The 24,944-nt window shown below is 46.9% G+C and carries 19 protein-coding genes; 16 read left to right on the forward strand and 3 right to left on the reverse strand.

Going from position 1 to position 24,944, the window contains the following annotated elements; translation table 11 throughout:
• Positions 1–1,347: C39 family peptidase (locus tag DW943_RS09715; protein ID WP_199572880.1), on the forward strand; the 1,347-nt coding region annotated here is incomplete at its 5' end.
• A gap of 61 nt (positions 1,348–1,408) precedes the next feature.
• On the opposite strand, the gene DW943_RS09720 is transcribed toward DW943_RS09715, so the two are convergent.
• Together DW943_RS09720 and DW943_RS09725 are read right to left on the reverse strand one after the other, a co-directional pair.
• Positions 1,409–2,350 carry a DMT family transporter gene (locus DW943_RS09720; protein ID WP_117862904.1) on the reverse strand — a complete coding sequence of 314 codons (942 nt, stop codon included), beginning with the start codon at positions 2,348–2,350 and terminating at the stop codon, positions 1,409–1,411.
• Positions 2,351–2,352: 2 nt separating this feature from the next.
• Complete coding sequence (locus DW943_RS09725; protein ID WP_199572882.1) at positions 2,353–4,125, reverse strand: phosphotransferase; 1,773 nt, start codon at positions 4,123–4,125, stop codon at positions 2,353–2,355.
• A gap of 165 nt (positions 4,126–4,290) precedes the next feature.
• On the opposite strand from DW943_RS09725, the gene DW943_RS09730 reads away from it, so the two are divergent.
• From DW943_RS09730 to DW943_RS09775, 11 genes are all read left to right on the forward strand, one after another.
• Positions 4,291–6,462, forward strand: coding sequence for an NlpC/P60 family protein (locus DW943_RS09730; protein ID WP_158566155.1), 2,172 nt, complete (start codon positions 4,291–4,293; stop codon positions 6,460–6,462).
• A 42-nt stretch (positions 6,463–6,504) separates the two neighbouring features.
• Positions 6,505–8,574: a L,D-transpeptidase gene (locus DW943_RS09735; RefSeq protein WP_117862906.1), complete on the forward strand. Its 2,070-nt coding sequence runs from the start codon at positions 6,505–6,507 to the stop codon at positions 8,572–8,574.
• A gap of 267 nt (positions 8,575–8,841) precedes the next feature.
• Positions 8,842–9,810 carry a glycosyltransferase family 4 protein gene (locus DW943_RS10390; protein ID WP_147348657.1) on the forward strand — a complete coding sequence of 323 codons (969 nt, stop codon included), beginning with the start codon at positions 8,842–8,844 and terminating at the stop codon, positions 9,808–9,810.
• A gap of 14 nt (positions 9,811–9,824) precedes the next feature.
• On the forward strand, positions 9,825–10,649 hold the full coding sequence (locus DW943_RS09745; RefSeq protein WP_117862908.1) for a phosphorylcholine transferase LicD: 825 nt from the start codon (positions 9,825–9,827) through the stop codon (positions 10,647–10,649).
• Between the two features lie 3 nt (positions 10,650–10,652).
• Entirely contained in the window at positions 10,653–11,897 is a 1,245-nt protein-coding gene (locus tag DW943_RS10395; protein ID WP_147348658.1) for a lipopolysaccharide biosynthesis protein, read from the forward strand.
• A gap of 128 nt (positions 11,898–12,025) precedes the next feature.
• Entirely contained in the window at positions 12,026–13,132 is a 1,107-nt protein-coding gene (gene wecB, locus DW943_RS09750; protein WP_117862909.1) for a non-hydrolyzing UDP-N-acetylglucosamine 2-epimerase, read from the forward strand.
• Between the two features lie 300 nt (positions 13,133–13,432).
• Positions 13,433–14,137, forward strand: a complete 705-nt coding sequence (locus DW943_RS09755) for a glycosyltransferase family 2 protein (protein WP_117862910.1) — start codon at positions 13,433–13,435, stop codon at positions 14,135–14,137.
• 1 nt (position 14,138) lies between these two features.
• Positions 14,139–14,492 (forward strand): DUF2304 domain-containing protein, encoded by a 354-nt coding sequence (locus DW943_RS09760; RefSeq protein WP_117862911.1) that lies wholly within the window; start codon positions 14,139–14,141, stop codon positions 14,490–14,492.
• Between the two features lie 4 nt (positions 14,493–14,496).
• Positions 14,497–15,291, forward strand: coding sequence for a glycosyltransferase family 2 protein (locus DW943_RS09765; RefSeq protein WP_117862912.1), 795 nt, complete (start codon positions 14,497–14,499; stop codon positions 15,289–15,291).
• Positions 15,292–15,504: 213 nt separating this feature from the next.
• Positions 15,505–17,046, forward strand: a complete 1,542-nt coding sequence (locus DW943_RS09770) for a DUF2142 domain-containing protein (RefSeq protein WP_117862913.1) — start codon at positions 15,505–15,507, stop codon at positions 17,044–17,046.
• 111 nt (positions 17,047–17,157) lie between these two features.
• A complete protein-coding gene (locus tag DW943_RS09775; RefSeq protein ID WP_117862914.1) occupies positions 17,158–18,600 on the forward strand; it encodes an N-acetylmuramoyl-L-alanine amidase family protein in 1,443 nt (480 codons plus the stop codon).
• A gap of 533 nt (positions 18,601–19,133) precedes the next feature.
• Here the strand turns inward: DW943_RS09775 and DW943_RS09780 are convergent.
• Positions 19,134–21,605, reverse strand: coding sequence for a glycosyltransferase (locus DW943_RS09780; RefSeq protein ID WP_117862915.1), 2,472 nt, complete (start codon positions 21,603–21,605; stop codon positions 19,134–19,136).
• 156 nt (positions 21,606–21,761) lie between these two features.
• Here DW943_RS09780 and rfbA point away from each other — a divergent pair, with 156 nt between their 5' ends.
• The 4 genes from rfbA to DW943_RS09800 all read left to right on the forward strand — a co-directional run.
• Entirely contained in the window at positions 21,762–22,661 is a 900-nt protein-coding gene (rfbA, locus tag DW943_RS09785) for a glucose-1-phosphate thymidylyltransferase RfbA (protein ID WP_117862916.1), read from the forward strand.
• Between the two features lie 95 nt (positions 22,662–22,756).
• On the forward strand, positions 22,757–23,194 hold the full coding sequence (locus DW943_RS09790; RefSeq protein ID WP_117638162.1) for a DUF4869 domain-containing protein: 438 nt from the start codon (positions 22,757–22,759) through the stop codon (positions 23,192–23,194).
• A 9-nt stretch (positions 23,195–23,203) separates the two neighbouring features.
• Positions 23,204–24,178 carry a hypothetical protein gene (locus DW943_RS09795; protein ID WP_117862917.1) on the forward strand — a complete coding sequence of 325 codons (975 nt, stop codon included), beginning with the start codon at positions 23,204–23,206 and terminating at the stop codon, positions 24,176–24,178.
• 75 nt (positions 24,179–24,253) lie between these two features.
• Positions 24,254–24,944 (forward strand): dTDP-glucose 4,6-dehydratase (locus DW943_RS09800; protein ID WP_233543651.1); only part of this gene is annotated, 691 nt, incomplete at its 3' end.

Consider the following 24,944-nt stretch of genomic DNA (forward strand, 5'->3'; position numbering starts at 1 on the left):
TTCGCTGACGGTATCGCCTCGACCGGCTGGCTTTACACCGGCGGTTCCTGGTACTGGCTCGACCCCGAGGCGGGCGGCGCCATGGTGACGGGCCTTCACGCATGTAACGGCTCAGCGTACTGGTTCAACGCTTCCGGGGCGATGGCGACCGGATGGGTGCGCGACGGCGGGACCTGGTACTACGCGACGGGCTCCGGCGCCCTCGCCTCCGGCTGGCTCAACCTAAACGGTACGTGGTACTGGCTCGATCCCTCGACGCACGCCATGGCAACGGGCGTTCAAACTATCGGATCATGTGAATACATATTTAATAGTTCCGGCAAGATGATGGCTAATTGCTGGTCAAACGGTGATGGGTCTTGGATGTATCATTCGTCATCCAGCGGTACAATTGACCTTAAAGGCATCATGACTGATTCGGGAATCCAGCTGATTGACGATGACGGGAATGTTAGAACGGGCTGGATTGAGAGTCAGGGTTCTCGATATTATTGTTCTACAAATGGGGTAATTCTGACTGGGTGGCAGCAAATTGCTGGGTCTTGGTATTACTTTAACTCGGATGGTCGAATGGCGACCGGTTGGCTTAACGATGGCAGCAACTGGTACTGGCTGGATTCAGCTTCCGGCACAATGAAAACGGGATGGCTTTCCCTTGGGGGCACATGGTATTACCTTGATGCCGCGCGTGGGGGAGTAATGTTGAGCAACGGTTGGTATTGGATCGGCTCTACTGACTACAAGTTCAGTTCATCCGGCGCAATGGTTGGCGCTTGGGTCGATGTCCCGTGCTATTCGCAGTACCCGGAACTTCCTACTGGCTGTGAGTCGGTTGCCCTTACAAACTTGCTTAACTACTATGGTTTCGGTTTAGGTAAGACGATTATTGCGGATTATTACTTGCCCAAGGGAAGCAACGGCAACTTTGTTACCGCCTTTGATGGCAACCCAAGGCGTAGCAGCGGGGGTCTCATGGGATGCGTCGCACCTGCGATTACTATTGCTGGTAATAACTTTCTGCGTGCTGCTGGAAGTGGCAAGCAGGCAAAAGACGTCTCTTTTTCGTCAATTTCTTCCATTAAGAACAGACTGACCTGTGGTCAACCTGTTGAGATGTGGAATACCGAGTGGGGAAGTTGGCCAGGAGGCCGTTATGCAGCGCGTTGGTATAACGGGCATTCCTATGGCCTGTGGGGCGGTAATCATGCCGTAGTCCTTAAAGGCTATGATGACGAGCAGGGAATTGTCTATCTTTCGGATTCGATTAACGGCAATGTTACGCGAAATGCCCAGGTGTTCTTCGGTACGTGGCAACAGATGGATAGCCAGGCTGTGGTAATTGAATAGCCATGATGCTAAAAGGGGAGAGCTCGACGAGCTCTCCCCTTTTGCTACATTGTTAATCTGGCTACGCCGTCTTCTTACGTCCAAATAGTTCGTCCCAGTTACTGGCTGCCAAAACTGTTCCGCATACAATTACAATGCAGCAGATTACAGATGCCATGTCGGGAATTGTTCCAAGCAAGATCAGGCCAAAGACCACCGACCATGCCGAATAGGATATATTCAGAGCCATCGCACGCGCTGCTCCGATTGCCGCAATGCCCTTGTAATAGAACAGATAGGATGCAGTTCCTGCGAGCCCGGCGAGTGCAATAATCAATGTGGGCATGCTCGGGATAGCACCCAGCGTGAAATGCCATGCTCCGAAGAGGGGGAGTACGAGCACTCCATAAACAAGCGCACTCGTAGTTTCACGGATTTGCAAAGCCGTTTCGTCATCAACGGCATCATCTTTCATTCCCCATGCGCACAGCACCGCTTCGGATCCCCATCCAATAACGGCAAGCACTGCGCCGAGTAAGCCGAGGGGGGCATTTGCAATCTCGCTCGATCCGGCCGATAGATAGCCCATCGTCATTACGCCGCAAAGAGCAACGAGAAGGGAAAGTATCTGACCTTTGCCCATTTTCTCCTTCAGCAGCACGAACGAAAGGAATGCTCCGACTGCGGGATAGAAGGCGGAGATAATTGCTGTGTAGGCTGCTCCGATATTATTAATCGCCAATACGTATCCGGTCATTCCGATAGGTCCACCGAGCAGTGCGCCGGCGATGACGACCTTGCCCGAACGAGTTTTAAGTGCAGCGAGCGTGTCTTTTAATCTGCCTCGAACTCCCATGTACCCAAAGAGCCAGATCGCACAGAAGGCATCATGGAGAAAAGATCCCGCAATGGAGGCGCATGCAAGCGCTTCCGCCGATCCAATATAGGGAGCGAGCGCCAAACCGATTCCAAGTATTACTGTATCAAGGCCCCAAAGAAGACCGCTAAAAAAGCCGAATTGCATCGTTACTCACCTTTTCGATAGATCTCCAGTGCCTTTTCAAGGTATTTGGCACCGTAATTGAAGTAGATATAGAGCCATTCGCCCACGAAATCGCCTTCGGCTTCTTTCAGAAGAGACCAGAGGTACCAGCACCATCCAGCAAGGGCAATGTGTGCATAGTTATGCGCAACTTCGTTGCTTGTTGCCTTGCGCCCAAAATATGCGTCAAGCGCGCGGTCGACTTCGTCTTCGGAAAGCTCACAGCAGACACTGCACGTTCCAAAATCGTTCGCGTAATCGCTCATGCCAGCATATTCCCAGTCAATGAGATAGTACTTGTCGTTTTCATCGATAAGAAAATTGAGGTAGAAGAAGTCATTGTGACAAAGGCATTTTGGCGCATTGTCGGCCTGAACAAAGTGCTCCAATTCATCGATTTCGGCGGCCATTTCCCTGTAGCCTGGAATGTCGATGGGACCTTTTTCCAGAAGAAGTGACTCGTAGCGCTTCGCTTCGAGGTAGAAGTCAAATTCGGTTTCGACATTTGCACCGCTCTCGTGAAGCGAACGACACATCTGCATCATTCGATTCATTTGGGCAGCATCATGCGGATCAGGCTGCTTTGCGTTGGGTACGAACTTCGAAATTTTCCAACCGCGCTTTGGGTCCTCATGAATGAACGTGTCGTCAAGGCCAAGTTCCTTAGCTTTTTTAAGTGCGGCTACTTCTCCATTTCTGTTAATAAGCAGTTCGGTCCCGACTCCCGGATGGCGGTAAACGTACTCTCCATCATTAGTTCTAAAGTGGCACGATAGGTTCGTAAGACCTTGTTTAAGGGGATAAACGTCGTGAATCTCTGATTTGGAGCAGCCGAGCACTTGCTCGATGTTATCGAAAATATCGGAGTCAACGTTTTCGATAAAATGCGGATCAAAGGCACGCAGCTCATCAAGAGAATCGAATTCGTTAATTTCGCCCTCAGGATACTTCTTGATCACCATATCGAGCTCCTTGATGTGCTCGATATATAGATCTTCCCAAAGCTTGTCCGTTGTTTCGGGCTTGTTATATTCCGTTTCGAGAATCTGCTTAAATGCAAGCGAGAAGGCTTTATCAAAGTAGACATGTCCGAGCATATACCATGCATCGGAGCCACCGATCGTAACATCGGTGATTCTATCCATTGCTCCGGTTTGAATGCACCATTCTTTGGTGGCGCCTTCAGCATATTGAGCAGAATAAAATGCTTTCCAAACGTATGCTTCAAACGGATTGTTTAGAAGGTAATCATCGCTTGAGCAAATATAGGTGTTGCCAAGCCGCTCTTTTACGCACATAAGCGATGCGTGGTTATTTTTGGATGCATATTCGTTGTTGACGACAATCGAGACGCCGAACTTGCTTTCGAGATAGAAGAAATATTCTTTTTTATAGCCGACAACGACGGTGATATTGCTGATACCTGCGTCTTGCAGCTGCCTAATCTGACGTTCGATGAGAATCTCACCACGTACCTTTAAAAGGCCTTTGGGCTTTTCATACGAAATGGGAGCAAAGCGGCTCGAAAGCCCCGCAGCCAATATCACTGCGTTTTCAACCTTATAGGGGTGAAGTGCTTCGTAACCGCTGTCGGTTAGGCTGTCCGATTCGAGAAGGCCCTCATTCGTAAGCTCTTTATTTGCTGCGTTTACCGATCCAAGTGAGAGGCCAGTGCGCTCGGCAACTTCTCGCTGGCTGGCATATGGGTTCTTTAGGTATTCGTACAGAACAGTAAAGTTACGCTTGGTCAGTTCCACTGCAGGCCTCCAATTAAGATGTTCATTGCTAAGGGAAAGAATAGATTGATTGAACGTTATGTTCAATTTAATTTATTTATCTACATAGACTGAACAGACAGTAACGAAAATCAATCCTGGAATGTGGATTAAAATAAATAAATGAGATATCTGGGAGGGTCGCTTATGTATCGATTCGAAAAGAAGGCCACGCTTGTTTGTGCTGCTGCGTCATTAATCACTGCTTGCTGCTTGCCCCTGAGTGCGAATGTCGCGTTTGCACAGGATTCCGTTGAGGCTCAGAGTATTGAGTCAAAAGCGGATTTTTCTTCTGTGGTTTCCGATGATTTGCAACCTGATAATTCTTCCGTCATAAAAGATGGCTGGCAACGAGACGAGTCGTCTGGAGTTTGGTATTACGGAAATAACGGTAAACATCAAACTGGCTGGCTGCAAAGCGGGGGATATTGGTATTGGCTTGATCCAGCCAATGATGGTGCAATGCAGACAGGTTATTTCAATGTGACCGATGCTGGCGGATCAACTACTTCGTTTTATGCGAATGACGGTAATGCCGCAATGCCTTTTGGCGCGCTATATCAAAACTGCTGGCTACGCAACTCAGATGGAAAATGGTTTTTTGCCAATGCTGGAGGCGATTTAGCTGCTGGTTGGTTTTACCAAAATGGCACATGGTGTTATCTGGATCCTGCCACCCATGTAATGCAGGTTGGTTTTGTCGACCTCGGGAGCGGGAGATACTATTTAGATGCCTCTGGTGCTATGAAAACCGGCTGGATTCTCGTTGACGGGAATTGGTACTGGGCTTATTCATCGGGTGCCCTTGCTTCGTCATGGCAGACGATAAGTGGGGCTCGCTATTATTTTGACTCACAGACGCTCATCATGTTCAAGGGTCGTCAAAAGATTGATGGATGTACCTACATTTTTGGTGACTATGGCCTTGCAAATGGATGGTACAAGGATGGATCGGATTGGTATTACTGCTCCAACGGTATTGCGGCTACTGGCTGGAAACTCGTTAACGGCACTTGGTATTATCTCGACCCAGCTTCCGACGGCAAAATGTTCGTTGGGTATTTAGATCTTGGCAATGCAACTTATTATTTAAAGTCTAATGGGGCTATGGCTGTTGGTTGGACCCAGGTCGAGGACGGCTGGTATTTCGCCTCCCAATCTGGCGCACTTATTTCTGGCTGGTATAAAGAAGGCACGAGCTGGTATTACCTGGACCCTGCTAGCCATCTCATGAAAACGGGCTTATTTGAGGTGGGCGGCAACGATTGTTTTGCAAACCAGAGCGGTAGGCTTGTGGTTTCAAGCTGGGTTACCGTTAATGACGGCGATCAAAGATACGCCGATGATAATGGATATCTTTGCAAGAATGTGATTCGCGAAAACGGCACTATCCTAAAAATCGCTGGAGCTGATGGTTGGCAGGTTGCTTCCGGCTGGGTTGATGTCGCAAATCTAAGGTTTTACGCTGAGCCCGGAACGGGTGCCATTCATCGTGGATGGCTGCAGATTGACGGCGATTGGTATTGGCTTGATGCCGAATCTGGCGTGATGAAGACCGGATGGGTTTTTACTGGCGGTGCATGGTATTACCTAAACGCTGACGGAAAAATGGCAACTGGTTGGAAATGCCTGAATGGAACATGGTATTACCTTGAGTCCAATGGAAGCATGCATGTTGGCTGGCTTAAAGATTCGGGTAAGTGGTATTGGTTAGACGGCAGCGGCGCTATGGCAACTGGCGCAAGGACCATCGATGGCGTTCGTCGAGTTTTCTGGAGCGATGGACAGTGCGACAAAGTTGGCTGGCAAAATCCATCCCAGTATCCTCAGGTCAGTTCTTGGACTGTTCGGCTGCCTAGCTATTGCACCGGATACTTTACCTATGTGACCCCTTCTCGCATTTCTGTCGAAGCAACGCGGGAAGATTGCGTGAGCGCCTTTATCCAGCGCGCCTATGAGTATATCGGTACGCAATATATTGAGCCTTGGTCTACCGCTCCCGGTGGAGCTGTTGATTGCTCTGGTTTTGTCTTGCAGTGCCTTTATGCTACTGGCATGGATATGGGTGTTTACAACCCTTATAACCATCGCTGGGATCCAAGCCAAACCTATAATTCCATGAATTGGTATCGAAGCAATATCTTTATGCCCGTGAGCACGAGCTCGATTCAACGCGGCGATGTGATTTATTACCGCGGTCATATTGCAATTGCACTTGGCGGCGGCTTGATGATTGATTCCTGGCCTCATCAAGGTGTCGGAATTCATCCTATTAGCGCAAGGGGAAATGTAATCGGCGCAGCTCGTCCGTTTATTTAATAGATTCCCTGCAAGACAGTCTGTACCGGTTGGGGGCCTGAAATGAATGCTCGGATTGATCATCGAATTTGCTGGCGAGTAATTGGCTTGATGCTATTTTCCGCCTTACTCTCAGTTACAGCCCCCGCATTTTCTTGCACTGCTTATGCCGTGGAAGAGGGAGCGGATAACGGTGTCGTAGAGCGCGACTCGACAGGAGGGCCGGGAGCATTGGTCGGTGGCGGTTGCTCTCAAGACTCCAGCGATTGTGCCGGCAAAACAACGGAAGATTCGAGCCTACAGGTTGTCGAAAGCCATGACCCGTCGACTGCAGAACAACTATCTGGATGGCAATTGAACGGTTTGTCCTGGTATTACTATCTAGATGGCTGTCGTTTGACCGGAATGCAGAATATTGACGACTCGCTGTACTACTTGGACCCCGCTCGTGACGGCGCAATGAGCTGCGGCTGGATTTTTACTGAAAATAAGTGGTATTACGCGGGTCCGTCAGGCGCTTTGGCAAGTGGCTGGCAGTTTATTGGAGACCAATGGTACTGGTTTGACTCCCTTAACAGTTGTTCTATGGCTACTGGTCGACGTGTTATTGATGGGCACCCTTATCTTCTTGGAACCTATGGACTGATTAATGGATGGTGCCTTGATAACGGTTTATGGTATTGGGGTAGCAATGGTGAAGTCTTAACCGGCTGGCTTCAAACTGGCAATAACTGGTATTGGCTTGATCCCGCCAATGATGGTGTTATGTCTAGAGGAATCGTTTCTGTCGGTTCGTCTCGTTACTATTTATCGGATTCCGGCGCAATGGCTGTTGGTTGGGCGTTTGATGGGACGGACTGGTATTACGCTGACGGTTCCGGCGCACTTGCATCGGGCTGGCGTTTGGTGAATGGCGTTTGGTATTGGCTCGATGTCGCAAATGACAATAGAATGGCTACCGGCTTTTTTGTCATCGGATCCAATCAATATCATTTTTCTTCAACGGGAGCGCTGTCACTCGGCTGGTTTATGAGCAATGGAGACTGGTATTACGCTGAGCCTTCTCATACGTCGGGCATTGTAAAGACGGGATGGCTGAAGGACAATAGCCAATACTATTATCTCGATCCTGCCGCCGACGGTAAAATGCTGCTAGGTCATTTTTCTGTAAATGGGAAAAGCTATTATGCAAAAGCTTCAGGCGCTGTTGCTTGTCGTGAATGGGTAGATGTCCAGGACTCGGTCCAGGATGAGCCGTCTAAGGCTTTTGCTGGTTCTGATTGCTCATTGTGTGGAGCGTTGCGTAGTGGAAAGCTATTTACAACAAACGGTGATGGCGAATTAGCCGAAGCTCACGGGTTTGTGACGCTTGGAGGGTGCAAGTTCTATGCTGATCCAACCGATGGCTCCCCCTGCGCTGGATGGAAGAACGTTAACGGAAAATGGTACTTCTTTGATGAGACCGCTGGCTATGCACGATCTGGCTGGCTGTACAAGGATGGCTCCTGGTTCTATTTGGACCCATCTGCCTACGTTATGAAAACCGGCTGGGTTGCCGTTAACGGATCTTGGTATTACTTGAATTCGTCTGGTTATATGCAAACAGGGTGGCTTAACCTGGGGGGTACCTGGTATTGGCTTGACGCTAGTGGCGCCATGGCTACTGGCTGGCGCGTTGTGGACGGATCCTGGAATTACTTCATGGCCAACGGCGCGTGGGTGTCAGACTATATGGATGCTAAGGCTCAAAGTTATTCAAGCAATACAAATTGGCTGATACTTGTCGATACATCACGTTGCGTTACGAGTATTTACACTGGATCCTGGAATAACTGGTCCTTAAACCGTCGATATGTATGCTCGACGGGAAAAGCTAGCACGCCTACGGTGATAGGGGAGTACCAAGTCTACGGAAAGGGATACTCCTTTGGGCATGGATATACTTGCTATTACTACACGCAGTTTTATGGTGATTATCTATTCCATTCTTCGCCCTACTATGTCAACAGCAATCGCGTGATGGACCCCACGATGGGGGTCCCATCTTCTGCCGGATGTGTGCGTCTTGAGATCCAGAACGCAAAATGGATTTACGATAATATTCCTTATGGAACGAAGGTTGTTACGTATTAAGAGATTTTTGCATCAATATATTCAATGGAAGAATAAGTCGCATGTCTTTTGTAAGAGGATCAAGTTTCGTACTGGTTTTATGAATGGACGACTCATCAAAGATATCTACTTAGTGGATTAATTAGTTTGGGCATTGGAGTAATTCAAGAGATGAAAAAAACCTGTTTTGTTCTTAGTGGTAATGCGTATCTATGTCCTTATTTGTTCAACTTTTATGTCGATAATACTCCCGGGGAAAAATACCTTGTTTACTGGAATAGGGATGGCGTGGAAGAGACGCTAGGGTCGATTAAGGGTATTGAATATGCTAAGCCCTGCCCAGATACTGGTTTATTACGCAGGCTTTACAGTTATTTTGCCTATATGTTGTTTGTAAATAAACAGCTATTAAATAGTGATTTTGATCACATAGTTCTACTTAATACTATTGCTGGTTATTTTGCGTTTCCTGCACTGCTTGTTAAGTATCGCAAACGCTATGTAATGGATGTGCGAGATTACGGAGGAGAGTTTAATCCGATTCTGGGCCTCATGTCTCGCGCTATAGTGTCCTTTGCTGGGATCGTGGTGCTTTCATCACGTTTTTATGCCGCTTTTCTCACCCCTTCTGAATACAGTTATGTTCACAATCTGCAGCGACCGTCATCCTCTGATCTTGATGCTAGTTCATGCGTGAATAGTCTAAATGGCAATCCATCTTTACCGATCGTGATTGCATTCATTGGTAGTGTTGGCCAGTATATTGAGCAACATGTTAAGTTGATTAATATATTTAAAAATGATTCACGTTTCCGTTTGATTTTTGCAGGAGCTGGATCTGAAAAGCTAAAAGATTATTGTAGAAATAATCACGTAGAAAACGTCCAACTGTTAGGGAGGTTTGCACCTGAAGAAATGTACTCTTTATATACAGGAGTCAACATAATCCACAATCTGTACGGCAATGGGGACCCATTTCTCGATTACGCTATTTCTAACAAAATGTATATAGCTGCCCAGCTTCATATGCCAATTCTTGTTTGCCCGAATACCGCAATGGAAACAATGGCAAGTGATTACGGTATTGGTTTTACACTTGATTTAGATAATACAAATGTTAATTGGCCCGATTTATTGTTCGAATACTATACCGGTCTAGATTCGAATAGTTTTATTAAGGGTTGCGAGAAATTGTTAACCGATGCATATGATGACAATCAGAACTATTCGGATAGATATACTTCGTTCATTTCTTAAGGCTTGGTTTTTTAATGACGAATGAAATTCTTTCTTTTGATGCGGTGAAACACGAAGAACTGAAAATCTTGGTGGAATTTCACGATTTTTGTGAGAAATATAATTTGTGCTATTCACTGTCGTATGGAACTCTAATCGGTGCCGTACGTCATAAGGGTTTTATTCCCTGGGATGATGATATAGATGTTGTCATGCCCCGGAAGGATTACGATAGGTTTCTAAGCCTCGTTCAAAGCGGTAGGTTTTCTCCGTGGCTTCGCGTTCAGGCTACGGAGATTGATGGGTATTTACCTTCATTCGCAAAAGTAATTAATCCTAAGATCTCCGTTCAGACAGAGAGGGATCGCCCCTCAGTTCCAGAATGGCTTTGGATAGATGTGTTCCCAATTGACGGTATATCCGATTCAAATCTGAAGGCCACTATTATGTTTTATGAAGTGAAATTGCTTGATTTGATTTGTATTGTATCAAGGCTCAACTTCCATTATCCTCATCCGACTAGCATGAAAATTCTCATGGCTATCTTTTATCCCATTTCTCTAATACTGCCTATAGAGAAATGGGCTTCCGAACGTTTACATAAACTTTCAAGAAAATATGATATTGGCGAAACAAAGAGAGCGGGACAAATCGGATGGGGGTTTGGTCTCAGGGAGGCTTTTCCAAATAGTTATTTTACGGATGTAATGGATGCAGAATTTGAGGGTCATCAATTTAAAATCCCAACTCATTATGATGAGATGCTTACTCAACTTTATGGCGACTATATGATCATTCCTCCTGCTGATAAACAGGTGTCTCATCAATTAACTGCATCAGTTAATTCAAGAACGGAGTAATTGTTGGGTTCTGATAAGGTTCTTTCGATAAAGTCTAATATTTTATGGAGTTCTATTGGCTCGATTATTGGTTTATCTTGCCAATGGTTAATAAGCGTGCTGGTGGTTCGCCTATCCTTTGGTTTTTCTGATGCTGGCTTATACTCGCTTGCGATGTCTGTCTATGGCATTTTTTTCCCAATAGCTCAATATAGGATGTATACATATCAAGTTTCAGATGTTAATGGGGAAAACACGGTAGGGGAGTATCTTTCCTTTAGATTACTAACCATACTTTTATCACTTGTTTTGACTTTTGCTTATTCGCTATTTACTTGTCGCCCTGCTTCCGTGTTCTGCATTTTTCTCTATGGCTTATATAAAAGCGCCAACCAATTGATAGATGTCCTTCATGCTGCTGATCAGCAGTTTTCTCGGATGGATTATGTTGGAGTCTCACTTGCGCTTCAGGGGGCCTTGTCTCTAGTTTTTTTCTGTATTGCTTTATCTTGCTTTCGTTCGGTGCCGCTAGCTATATTTGCAATGTTTATTGCGGTCGTATTAGTTGGATGGTTTTACGATTTGCCACGAACTTCCGCCCTAACAAGCATTGTTGTTGGAATTAGCCGAAATAAGGCAAGGCGATTATTGATTACATGCTTGCCGGCTGTAGTTGCCGGCATAGCGGTTTCTGCGTCTTCATCAATTCCACGCCAGTATTTATCTTCTGCATTGGGGGATTCTGCTCTTGGGGTCTACTCATCTATTGCGGCTCCTATTGCTATCATTCAAATGAGTGTCTCATATTTGTATAACCCCCTGCTAGGTTATTTCTCAAAAAGTTATTCAGATAAAGACAGGCGTTCTTTCTTTCGCCTATGCTTTGCCTGCTTACTTGGTGCGTTAATCATTGCCGTTGTGTTCGGTATTGGTTTTGAGGTGTTTGGAAATCGCTTATTTTCATTTGTATTTGGTGAGGAAATACTACCTTTCATGTATTTAGTTCCACCTATGATAGCTTCTGCTGTTTTGACTGGACTGATGTGGCTTGTCAACGATTTGTTGATTTCATTTAGGTATTTTTCGCATACCCTTATTGCCGGCGTGTTGATGTCTATCGTTTCACTAAGTTCAATGAAGTATTCCGTAGAAATATTCAATTTAAATGGTGTTACAGTGTGTAGCTTAATATCTTGTTTTTTTGGACTTGTATATATGGTGGTCGTATTGTCTATCTTATTGAGACGTCATTTTAATGATCTCGTTTAATTGCATCATTTGATTTCAGGGCGAATCGCTCTCCCCTGATTTCTTCCTCTGAATTATTTAAATGATTATTATTTGTTCATAATGACTATGTGCATTTCAATGGTTTTTAAAAGGGGCTGGTTCTTGAAATGAAAAAGGTAATGCTAGTTTTCGGAACTCGTCCGGAAGCAATTAAGATGTGCCCACTTGTGAATGTGCTCAAAACTCATCCGGATGATTTCAGTACCGTTGTTGTCGTGACTGGTCAGCATCGGGAGATGCTTGAGCAGGTTTTGCATGTCTTTAATGTGGAACCCGATATTGACCTAGCAGTCATGAAGCCTGGTCAGACTCTTTTCGATGTTACGTGTAGCATTCTTCTTAAAATTAAGAAGGTTCTTGAGGGGGAAAGACCGGATGTCGTGCTTGTCCATGGAGATACCACGACAAGCTTTGCTGCAGCTTTAGCTTGTTTTTATCTGCAAATTCCGGTCGGTCATGTTGAGGCTGGTTTACGCACACATGATATCAGCAGTCCTTGGCCAGAGGAGTTTAACCGCCAAGCAGTTGACATCGTGAGTCAATATTATTTCGCACCAACCGAGGTGAGCAGACAAAACCTTCTCGATGAGGGAAAAAGACCCGAAAAGATTTGGGTTACAGGTAACACGGGAATTGATGCACTTCATACTACCGTGGATCCGGAGTATTCACATCATGAGCTTGACTGGGCAAAGGGTTCTCGTTTGATTCTTATCACCGCACATCGTCGCGAAAACCTTGGCGAACCTATGCATCGCATGTTCCGTGCTATTCGTCGCGTTATGGAAGATTATCCCGATACCAAAGCTATATACCCTATTCATATGAATCCTCTTGTTCGTAAGGCTGCCCATGAAGAGCTAGATGGATTTGATCGACTTCATATTATTGACCCCCTTGAAGTATTTGATTTTCATAACTTTATGGCTAAAAGCTATCTGATACTCACTGACTCAGGCGGTATTCAAGAAGAAGCGCCAAGCCTTGGCAAGCCTGTTCTTGTCATGCGTGACACTACTGAGCGTCCTGAGGGCGTTAAGGCAGGGACTTTGAAACTTGTTGGTACAGAGGAAGATGTAATTTACAACGAGTTTAGCAGGTTGCTCTCGGATGTCTCAGAGTATGAAGCGATGAGTCACGCTTCCAATCCTTATGGTGATGGTCATGCAAGCGAAAGAATCGCTTCGATTCTTTCTGACGGTCATTTACGATGAACCGTGCTAGTAGAAACTTAGCTATATTTGATTAAACAAATCATCTGTCTAGTTCTTTTCTATAAGATTCGTGGCATTTGCAAGAGGGTGGATGCAGGACACTTTGCGGCAATCGCAGTGGTCACTTCGCCGACCACAGATTGTCGATGGTGTTAACAGCTATAGTGTTTATATGTTCTAGGACTGTTGTGGATACTGTGTTGCCTATCATGCTAGCTCCTTGCATAACATGTAGTTCGTCTTGTTGGTGCTACCTTTACTTTTAGCTAAGGATAACGGGCTATCATTGAAAGGTTGTTCATGAGCAATCCTTATAGGGTGCTAGTTATTGTGCCTGCTTATAATGAAGCTGAATCAATTTGTGCGACAGTTAAAGCCGTGATTGATTCAGGATATGATTATGTCGTGGTCAATGATGGTTCAACTGATAACACGCTTGAGATTTGTCATGCTAACCATCTCAATGTACTTGATCTACCGCAGAATCTTGGCATTGGAGGGGCTGTGCAAGCCGGCCATAAGTACGCAAAAAAATATGGGTACGACATTGACGTCCAGGTCGATGGCGATGGACAGCATGACCCTTCTTATATTTCCCAAATGGTTGAGCAGATTGACGCTGGATATGACTTGGTTATCGGGTCCAGGTTTCTCGAGCGAACTGGGGGGTTTCAGTCTACGTTTTTACGCCGAGTGGGTATTTCATGGCTTACTAGGGTGATTAAAATGTGTACTGGTAAGTACATAGCTGATCCGACATCTGGATTTAGGGTCTGCGGACCGAAGGCTATTGACTATTTCTGTAAGAACTATCCAGTTGATTACCCTGAACCCGATTCTATTGTCTCAGTGCTTGCTCGCGGTCTGTCTGTATCTGAGTTTCCCGTTGTCATGAAAGAGAGGCAAGGGGGCTCATCATCCATTTCGGGCTTTTCGAGTGCCTATTACATGGTCAAAGTTACCCTTGCAATTATTATTTCCGCATGTTCAAAAACGAGGTGTTAAAGTGCCGGTAACCCTTCGCGTTTCTGTCGCAGCGGCCTGTATTTTACTCGCTGCATACGTAGTTAAGCTTATTGTGAATGGCAGGCTCCAACTAAAGTATTCTCTATTGTGGTTGGCGCTGGTCCTGGTCCTAGTCCTGTCTGCTCTATTTCCTCAGCCTCTGTGCTTTTTATCGTCGGCGATGGGGTTTGCCACGCCTTCCAATTTTATATTTGTTCTGGGGTTTGTCTTTGTAATCCTAATCATGCTTTCACTTAGTTTAATTGCCAGCAAACAGGCCGATGCGATTAAGAACTTAACTCAACGAGTTGCATTGCTTGAAAAAGATATCGAGAGCATTTTGAGGGATAAATAGTTCTATGTTTACGTGTAATGATCATACATTCGTAGTTTGCGCCTATGGCGAATCACCGTATTTGAGCGACTGTATATCGTCTTTAATGAACCAGAAACAGGCCAGTAGGATCCTTATCTCTACTTCTACTCCGAATAAATATATTGAGCAGATTGCTTCTAGCTATAATTTGCCTGTATTTATCAACAATGGGATGCCAGGAATTGGACATGACTGGAATTGTGCAATTTCCCATGCGCAATCTCCATTGGTCACCATTGCTCATCAAGATGACCTGTATTCCCCTAATTATTCAATTGAAATGCTTCGTTCTGTGAACGCCTCCAAACATCCCTTGATCTTCTTCTCTAATTATGGGGAGATTCGTAATGGGGAGTATGCCGATGACATCTCGATCCTTAAAGTTAAAAGGACAATTTTAAGAAAGTTCGCTCGTGTGGGCTACTCGTCTTCAATTAAAGATAAGCGCCATGCTCTGCGATTCGGATCTGCTATTTGTTGCCCTTCAGTCACGTATGTCATGCCTAATCTCGAGACTCCTTTGTTCTCGAGCGAGATGAAATGTGACTTAGACTGGGATGCGTGGGAGAGATTTTCTCGACTTGAAGGTTCTTTTGTTTATTCTCCCGAGATTCTCATGCATCATCGAATTCACGAAGAATCTGAGACGACTTCTTTGATCCAAGATAATACACGGAGCTCCGAAGACCTTGCTATGCTTGAAAAATTTTGGCCTAAAAAAGTTGCGAAAGTAATTCATCGACTATATTCAGTCAGCATGAATAGCAACACTCTTTAACGTCTCTGTGTTGAACGTTTCCTCTGAGTCAGTTGGCGAGCGCTTCGTGTATGACTGAATTCGGATATTAGCCTCCGAAGTCGGATGCTACGGCACTGTTCTTGCGTTGATATCATCGACGCAAGCTTTGAGATAATAATTAGCTTGTTGATATACTTGCTACCACTGTATTTAGTTGCGCTTATGTGAGTTTTGAAATTTAAGGATTCCAGCATGACGAGTTTTGTAAGATGTAAACCTGCTTTTCTTGCTTTTGCCGGTTTATTTGCAGTCTATTCCGTATTTTGGTACTTAAATAATCCTAGATTGCTTGTTCTGCTTACAATTGCGATTTCGTTAATTATAATTCTCGCACTCGGCAGCGTATTTGCTAGTGATAGGGATCGCCTTAAAAGTGAGTGGGTATTCTTGGTATTGCTCATATCATTTTTAATCATATTTTGTTTTATATTCCCTCCGTTCACCGCGCCCGATGAGGGCCATCATTATTTTTCGACTTATTGGTTGGTTGATAGCCTTCCATTTAATGCTCATGTGACTAAAGACGGTGCTTTTCTGGTGCGAGATATTGATTACGCGCTGTACAATAGTCGCCAACCGGGCGATGCAATTAATTCAGCTTCATTTGATTCTATTATTAATGGTTTTTCACTATTTGGAAATGGACAGCTGATTCCTTTCGGTGAATTTTCTTTTAGTTTCGGCAGCGAGAATGTTACTGCAAAACTAGGCTCCATTATTGGCTTGCAGATTGGGCTGCTCTTTGGGCTTGGAGCTTACCCCGCGTTCTATATGGGTCGAATTGGTTCGGCTCTCGTTTTTTGCTTCTGTGCTTTCCAGGCATATCGAATTGCACCTAAAGGCAAATCGGTCATTGTATTCGTTTCATTGTTGCCCATGACGCTTCATTTGGCCGCTTCATATTCCTATGATTCTGGAATCATTGCTTATTCACTTTTGTTATTTGCCTGTTTGATGCGCGGGTTTTTTGGTGAAGAGCGGTCGATTGGTAATAAAGAAATTATTATATATTTAATAATTTCGATTCTTTTGGCTCCATGTAAGGTCATCTATTCTGGATTGATCTTACTTGGTTTGTTTATCCCTCTTTCGCAATTCCATGATGAGAAAACCGGGCGTTTTGGCAAGTTCTTATTGATCTTTTGCGTTGTGGTTTCTGTTTTGGCGTTACGCCTGGCATCGATGAGCAGCTTGGTTTCTCAGCCTTCAGATTCCTCTCGTGGTCATGAAGCGGGGCCGTTATATTCGCTCGGCGATATTCTGCTGCATCCAAAGAATAGTTTCCTTGTTTTTTGTAGAACTCTCGACTCTCTAGGTGATTTCTATTGGGAAACGACTTTGGGCTATTCCCTTGGATGGCTTCAAGAGAACTTGCGTTTCCCTGCATTCTATATGATTCCTTATTTGTTTTTCGGGTTTATTTGCTGCCTTGACTCTAGTGATGAGCCTTCGTTTCTTGCTACTCCTGTATCCTTTCTTTTCATTTTTGCTTTCCTTTTGGCTGCACTCGGTTCCATTGCATCGATGTGGTTGGCATGGACTTTCAACTATGAAAATGTAATACAGGGTGTTCAGGGGCGCTATTTTCTTCCGGCTTTACCAGCTTTGTTGTTTGGACTAAGAACACGATTATTTAGGTTCAACTCTTCTTCCATTTCCGTTGTTACTACTGGCGTCTGTGTTATGAACTGCCTATATCTTATTCGTTTTATTAGCGTTGCCTCCTGTCTGTAGATTCATCTCGCGCGCAGTTGCTTTGGTAATGTCTTGTAGTTGGGGACTTCATCTCAGGGTTGACTAGACCTGGTCTATCAAAGGCCAATTAGATTTTATGGGAAAAGTGTAATGTTGAGAAATCGTTATTTGAGTTTTATCGGTGTGGTCTACCTTGCATCAATTTGTTTCACCCCTCTTTTATGCCCCACGGTTGCTTTTTCACTACCCGAAGATTGTGCGGTTCTAGGCGCTGATATTTCTACAGATCAATCGGTACAGGGTCCAGTTGAGCCATCGGATAGTGATCGGTTACTTTCGGATTCAGTTAACTTCACAGCGTCTATCGATTTGTCGACTTATGAATACACTGGCGATGCGATTACTCCTAGGGTGTCGGTTTTTGCTGATAGCGGTTTTATGCTTACATGTGGGACTGATTATGAAGTCTTATATGCGAATAATGTTTCACCTGGCTGTGCTGCTATAGCTGTAAATGGGATAGGGGACTACGCTGGTGCTACGACCCGGTTGTCGTTCCAGATTGTTCGCTCTTCTGATAACAAAATCGCTCTTCCTGGTTCTTGGGTCTACGAAAACGGTAAATGGTGGTGGAGATATGAGGCCGGTGGTTGGCCGTCAAACTGTTTTCTGACTATTGGGGGATCGGAATATTATTTTGATTCCGAAGGCTACGCAGCTACTGGATGGAAATATCTGAATGATGGATGGCACTTATTCTCTGAATCCTGTGCGCATTTGAAGGGATGGGCTGCCACCGGCGGTCACTGGTTCTTCCTTGACGAAACATCAGGTTCAATGAAGACCGGCTGGGTTTTAGACAATCATAACTGGTATTATTTGGACGGTTCGGGCGCTATGCATACTGGCTGGCTGCTCCTTGGCAATTCCTGGTATTGGCTTGAGCCTTCCGGATTAATGGCTACGGGCTTTAAACTCGTAAAAGGCAGTTTGTATCATTTCTCTCAATCTGGATCCATGAACACTGGTTGGTTTGTTAACGATGAGACATGGTATTGCGCCAATGCCTCTGGAGCGATCCGTACAGGATGGTTTTACTTTGATTCTAACTGGTATTTGCTTGATTCTAATAATGGTGCCATGCTCGAAGGATTTCAGTCTGTAGATGGTAATTGCTACTATTTGGATTCGGATAGTGGCGGGGCATTAGAGTGCAACGCCTGGATCATCACGCAAGATGGAAATGCATATTATGCGTGCAGCAGTGGTGCAATTGTGTTGACAGGCGTCAAGGATAGCGTGGATGAAATTAAGCTCAAAGACGCCAAAGGAAAGCCTATAGTAGGCTGGTATTGGTCTTCCGCTGCTCAGACGTGGTTTTACGCAGATCCAGACGGGGTGCTACAGCGCGGTTGGCAATTAATTGGCGAGAGGTGGTATCACCTCGACAACGAATCTGGCGTTATGAATACAGGCTGGTTCCGCGATGATGACGGGCTATGGTATTACCTTATGTCGTCAGGTCAAATGGTAACCGGCTGGAACAGTATCGATAATGGCGAGTTTTTTTTAATGCTGCTGGTGCTTGGGTAGAGCCCGAGCGTTCTGCTTGTACTTCCTTTCAGTCTCAAATTGTTAGCCGCTGCTACAACGTTCCTTCTCCTGGAGTGGGGTTGTGCTCGGAGTGGGTTGGCGAGGTTTTTTATCCCGTACTAGGGTCTTATCCCAACGGTGACGCATGCGACATGTTTTGGAATTGGTGTCACAGTCGAGATATATCGCAGCTTAAGGTTGGGATGATTGTTGCGGTCCCTACTCATACGCATACTAATGCGGGGGCTCGCTGGGGACACATTGCTATTTACGTTGGCAACGGTATGGTTATGGATAACATCGGTTACATTAGGACGACATCACTGGCCTGGTGGCTGAACTACTACCACACTACCGCTACGCCTCAGTGGGGCTGGGTTTTAAATGCACCTTTGGAATAAGATGCTCTCTGACTGTCGAGTGGAGGACAATTTATCACAATAGGGGAATCGAGGGTTAATCCTCGATTCCCCTATCTAGGTTAGGCACACGTAAATTTGTCCTGATTGAATAAGAGAAGAAACGCCAACTTCTTATAAATGATAATAACGATTCGCGGGTTCCCCAACGGTAAAGTTTGGATTCATATAGGGATCGCCTTCGACGTAATGCTTAGCCCAGCGATAATTCATGTATGCGACCTCTTTGTGGAAGCGAATCTGCTTCTCCGTATTGTTTTCAACGCCTCTGGAAATCGACTCGTAGTGATAGAGCTCAACTTCGGGCGTGTATACGATCAGGTCATTGATCTCGCGTAGCTTTAAGCAAAAGTCAACATCATTAAATGCAACTTGAAGCTCTTCGGTGAAACCTCCGACTTTCTCATATTCGCTACGCTTGGTCATTATGCAAGCTGCAGTGACGGCGCTGAAGTCTTGTTGCGCATCGTTGAGCGCAAAGTAGCCCCAGTTATCCTTTGGCATGCTTTGGCAAAGATGTCCTGCCACGCCACCAGTGACGCATAAGCCCGCGTGCTGAATGGTGTCGTCGGGATAGTAGAGTTTTGCACCAACTGCGCCAACATCCTCACGTGAGCAGATGCCAAGCATGGTCTCAATCCAATTGGGGGTAATTACCTCAGTATCGTTATTCAACAGTAAGAGATAGTTTCCTTTGGCGTGAGCCACGCCAAAGTTCATGAGCTTGGAGAAATTGAATTCGTGTTCCCAAGTTTCAAGACGAACGATATCAGGATATTTTGCCTGCAACTTATCGTAGTAATCGAATGTTGCCTTTTCTGTGCTGTTGTTTTCGATTATGACAAGCTCGTAATTGTCGTACGTTGATTTCTCAACAATTGACTTAATGCAGTTGTTCAGAATGTCGGCGTGGTCTTTAGTCGGAATGATAATCGACACGAGTGGATGGGAAACTGGCACAGCGTAGGTTACTTTATATGTAAAGGGACGACGCGCTTGTTCGACCTTCGCATTGAGTCCAAGCCTGTCCAAATGACTCTGGACCGCTTTGATACCTGCGATAGTGGCATACGGCTTGCTATCGGCATTTGCTGCGGTGGAGGTCTCGCTTAGGCGCCAGTGATATAGAACCTTTGCAACATGATGAACTTTCCTTGCCTTTTCCACGGCGCGGAGAGTCAGATTATGATCCTGTGCTCCATCGAACTCTTTCGTGTTCGGTTCTAGAGTGTCAAGCAGAGACTTACGGATAGTAAGCATATGGCAGATATAGTTATTGTTTCTGAGCAGATCGATATTGAAATCCGGCTTAAAGAACGGCTGCGCTAGCTTTCCATCGGGCATGAGTTTATCTTCATCACAATAAAGAAGATCGACGTCATTATTGTTTTCAATTGCCTCGGCATATGAGAACAGCAAGTCCGGTTCAAGAATATCGTCATGGTCAAAGAAGCTAACGAAATCACCCGAAGCGATGGCAACGCCGGCGTTTGTATTTTCGGAAATGCCCTTATTCTCGGTAAGGTTAATTGATTTAATTCTGTTGTCGTGGGCCGTCTCCTGCTCAACGCGAGCCTTTAGTTCCTGATTGTCAGGACTAGCATTAACTAGGATGAGCTCCCAGTTTGCATAAGACTGGTTTTTTACGGATTCGGCCATATCGTTAAAGAACGAAATGGGCGTGTTGTAAAGAGGGACAATGATGCTGAACTTCGGAGCGCAGTCGAAGACGATTTTTCTCTGCTTCTCCAAAGCGCCGATGGTTGCCTTATGCTCCGTGAACCATTCGGGGTATTCGGGGTCAAACTGCGCATGGGTAAAGAGAAAGTTGGTCTCCTCAAGAAGCAAGCCTAATTTATCGGGCGTTAAGCAGTCAAATGCACTGAATGATGGGTGATTTTGATCGTCAATAACAAAGTAGTAACGATCGAACGCCTTTGGCATGCGAATCGAGAGCTGCGTTTCAAGTTGTTTTTTCTCGGACGTAAATCCAACGCTTGTTACATTCGAACCGAAATTGACGATGCTCAAATCGACTTCATTGAGGGTTCGATCGAGGCAACGAAGTTTGATTTTGGAGTCGCTACGATAAGGTGTTCTTACCGTGCACCTAAGGATATAGTCGCTTGAATCTTCGATGCACTGCCAAAAATCAATCGTTGCCATGTCAAACTCTGAAACGTCATCGTAGTCTCGGAGTTTGCTGCACATGTCAGGTTTAATTTTGTAGTTAAGGCGCGACTCCCATTTGATGTTCTTGCAATTTAGCGAAAGGGAGTCGCTGCTCAGGGTGCGACCGTCTTGGCCGATTTCGTTAAACTCAATTTTGATGGTGCGAGCATCGGGATCGGGGGCTACAAGGACGTATGAGTTCGAGTCACAACTATTGTCCCGGAATTTTAGGAGGGATAAAGGTAAGCAGCGGTTATCGTCTGTAGCCGCCTGGGCTGTTACGCTGGAGCCTTTATGGATGCCTTCAATCTTAAGCCGCTGGTAGATTTTCCAGTTTCCTCTGCATACTCCGGTTGTCTCGACTCGCATTGTTTGCCTTTCGTTTGTTGGACACTGCTCATTGTACTTTTTCATTTGTTGCCTCGCTAGAAATGCAGAAAGAGTTGCGTGTTTCTGCTGTCCGATTTAAATAAGAAGACGGGGAGGTTGCTGCCGGTGCGTATAATTTAATTAACTATGCATCTGTAATCAGCGGCTTTTGCTCAACGATTGTCAATCGAGAGGATTTTTATGAAAGGCATCATCCTCGCCGGCGGGTCCGGCACCCGCCTGTACCCGCTCACGCTCGTGACCTCCAAGCAGCTGCTGCCGGTCTACGACAAGCCCATGATCTACTACCCGCTGTCCACCCTCATGCTGGCGGGCATCCGGGACATCCTGGTCATCTCCACGCCGACCGACCTGCCCAACTTCGAGCGCCTGCTCGGGGACGGCTCGCGCTACGGCGTCAACCTGTCCTACGCCGAGCAGCCCTCGCCGGACGGCCTGGCGCAGGCCTTCACCATCGGCGAGGAGTTCATCGCCGGCGAGCCGTGCGCCCTGGTGCTCGGCGACAACATCTTCTACGGCAACGGCCTGTCGCGCCACCTGACGCGCGCCGTCCAGAACGCCGAGTCGGGCCGCGCCACGGTCTTCGGCTACCACGTGGACGACCCCGAGCGCTTCGGCGTCGTGGAATTCGATGCGCAGGGCCGTGCCGTCTCCATCGAGGAGAAGCCCGAGTGCCCCAAGAGCTCCTACGCCGTCACCGGCCTGTACTTCTACCCGGGCGACGTGGCCGCCAAGGCCCACGAGGTCAAGCCGTCCGCGCGCGGCGAGCTCGAGATCACCACGCTCAACCAGATGTACCTGGAGGAGGGGACGCTGTCCGTCGTCACCCTCGGCCGCGGCTACGCGTGGCTGGACACCGGCACCATGGAGAGCCTGCACGAGGCCGCGGAGTTCGTCCGCGCCGTGGAGCACTCCCAGGACCTTCCCGTGTCCGTGCCCGAGGAGATTGCCTGGGAGAACGGCTGGATCACCACCGAGGGGCTCAAGCAGGCTGCCGAGGCCTACGGCAAGTCGGTCTACGGCCAGCACCTGAAGAAGGTCGCCGCCGGCGAGATCGTCAACAGCCCGCGCGAGTACTAGCGCCAGCTTGTTTTCTTTTAGGGGTCACCGTTTATCTGGTGGCCCCTTTCGTTATGATTACGTTGACCATAAAGACAATATGATTGGGAGTGGATGTGTTAAGCGTCTACTTTGGCGATATGCCAGAAGCGATTTACAACACAGCGACATATTTCAAAAACTCTTACCGGTCTTCTTGGATTACGGATCCCTATGCAGTCTCGATAATTAAGGATGTCGATCGATCGGATGTTGTCTCCGAAAACGTCATCGAAAGCCCTGTGCTTGGGTCCATTTCTCCACTCCAGCTTTCTGGTGGCGTGAAAACGCTGCTGCTTATGAGATTTGATCGTAAGCATATTTTTAACGCTTCTACCTGTGGTGATAACTGTGCCAAGTGGATTCTCGACATGGCGAAAGACCGCAAGCTCGTTGTGAATCTCTATCATGTGATGGACTTTGGTCGCGAGGATTTTAAAATAAAAGTCGTGAATAGCGGCCGAATCGTTCACAACATGGCCGAATTGATTCACGAGTCGATTCCGTATCTGTAGGTGCTGCTTATGAACGGTTCGCATCTCGTTAAGATTTCCCGCCGCAGGGGAACCAAGTACACATTTACCATCAAGCGGAACATCACTATTGTGCGTGGCGATAGCGGCGCGGGTAAGACGACACTGTTTGACATGGTCGCAGACTACATGCGAACGGGCGAGCAGTCGGGTGTTTCCTTGCAATGCGATTGTCCCTGTGTCGCCCTGACCGATTATGATTGGCGAAACCAGCTTTCGTCCGTTCATGACTCGATTGTATTTGTCGATGAGGGCTTAAAAGAGATTCATTCTGATGAGTTTGCCCATCATGTGCTGTATTCCTCGAATTATTTTGTGCTGATCTCAAGGGCTGATTTCCCCAATCTTCCGTATAGCGTGGATGAGATTTACAAGATTAAGACGAGCGGAAAATACCATTCTTTCGTCCCTGTTTATCAAGATCGCGGGAATCATCGTTATGCTATTTCCCGGTCGGCGCCAAAACAGGACTTTTCTATCCTTCTATGCGAGGACAGTAAGTCTGGTTTCCAGTTCTTTGAACGACATTTCGCTGACAGTGAACTTACCTGTGCTTCGGCCATGACGAACAGCGCGATTTTGGGCTGGTTGGATCAGCATCTCGACGATCGCGTGTTTGTTATCGCGGACGGAGCGGCATTTGGGTGCTATGCCGACCGCGTCCTTAAGCTGCAAGACATTCACCGCGATACTGTTACGGTTTGTCTTCCCGAGTCGTTCGAGTGGCTTCTGCTGAGCTCCGGCGTAATTTCAGGGATTGATGTTAAGACGGTTTTGAAAACCCCAGAAGCCTTTGTAAACAGTGAGAAGTTTAAAAGCTGGGAGGATTTCTTCTATAAGTACTTACGTGAAATAACTGGGGATTCGGTTTTTCACTACGACAAAGACTGCATTCCGGAGGCGTTTTGTACAGGAGGTAATTCAGCGAAGGTTATGGCTCTTATCGCATGCCGAAATGTCCGATAGTTTTGTTGAATAGCGTCGCGGCGTCACTTCCTGCGGCATACTTAAGAAGCTGTATTTGCTTCAGATTGGATTTTCATGTCTGAGATCTTTGAACCCAAGAACATCATCGTCACGGGCGGCTGCGGCTTCATCGGCAGCAACTTCGTCCACTACGTGGTCGACAACCACCCGGGCGTCCACGTCACCGTCCTGGACAAGCTGACCTACGCCGGCAACCCAGAGAACATCGCCGGGCTGCCGGCGGACCGCGTGGAGCTCGTCGTGGGCGACATCTGCGACGCCGAGCTGCTGGACAGGCTGGTACCGGGCCACGACGCCATCGTGCACTACGCCGCCGAGAGCCACAACGACAACTCCATCGCCGACCCCGAGCCCTTCCTGCGCACCAACGTCGAGGGCACCTTCCGCCTGCTGGAGGCCGTCCGCAAATACGGCGTCCGCTACCACCACGTCTCCACCGACGAGGTCTACGGCGACCTGGCGCTCGACGACCCGGCCAAGTTCACCGAGGAAACGCCGTACCACCCGAGCTCGCCGTACAGCTCGACCAAGGCGTCCTCCGACATGCTCGTGCGCGCCTGGACCCGCACCTACGGGCTTCGCACCACGATCTCCAACTGCTCCAACAACTACGGCCCCTACCAGCACGTGGAGAAGTTCATCCCGCGCCAGATCACGAACATCATCGACGGCGTGCGCCCCAAGCTCTACGGCCGCGGCGAGAACGTCCGCGACTGGATCCACACCGAGGACCACTCCTCGGCCG

Origin of the sequence: Collinsella sp. AM44-11, from assembly GCF_003467145.1 — a bacterium.
GTDB lineage: Bacteria > Actinomycetota > Coriobacteriia > Coriobacteriales > Coriobacteriaceae > Collinsella.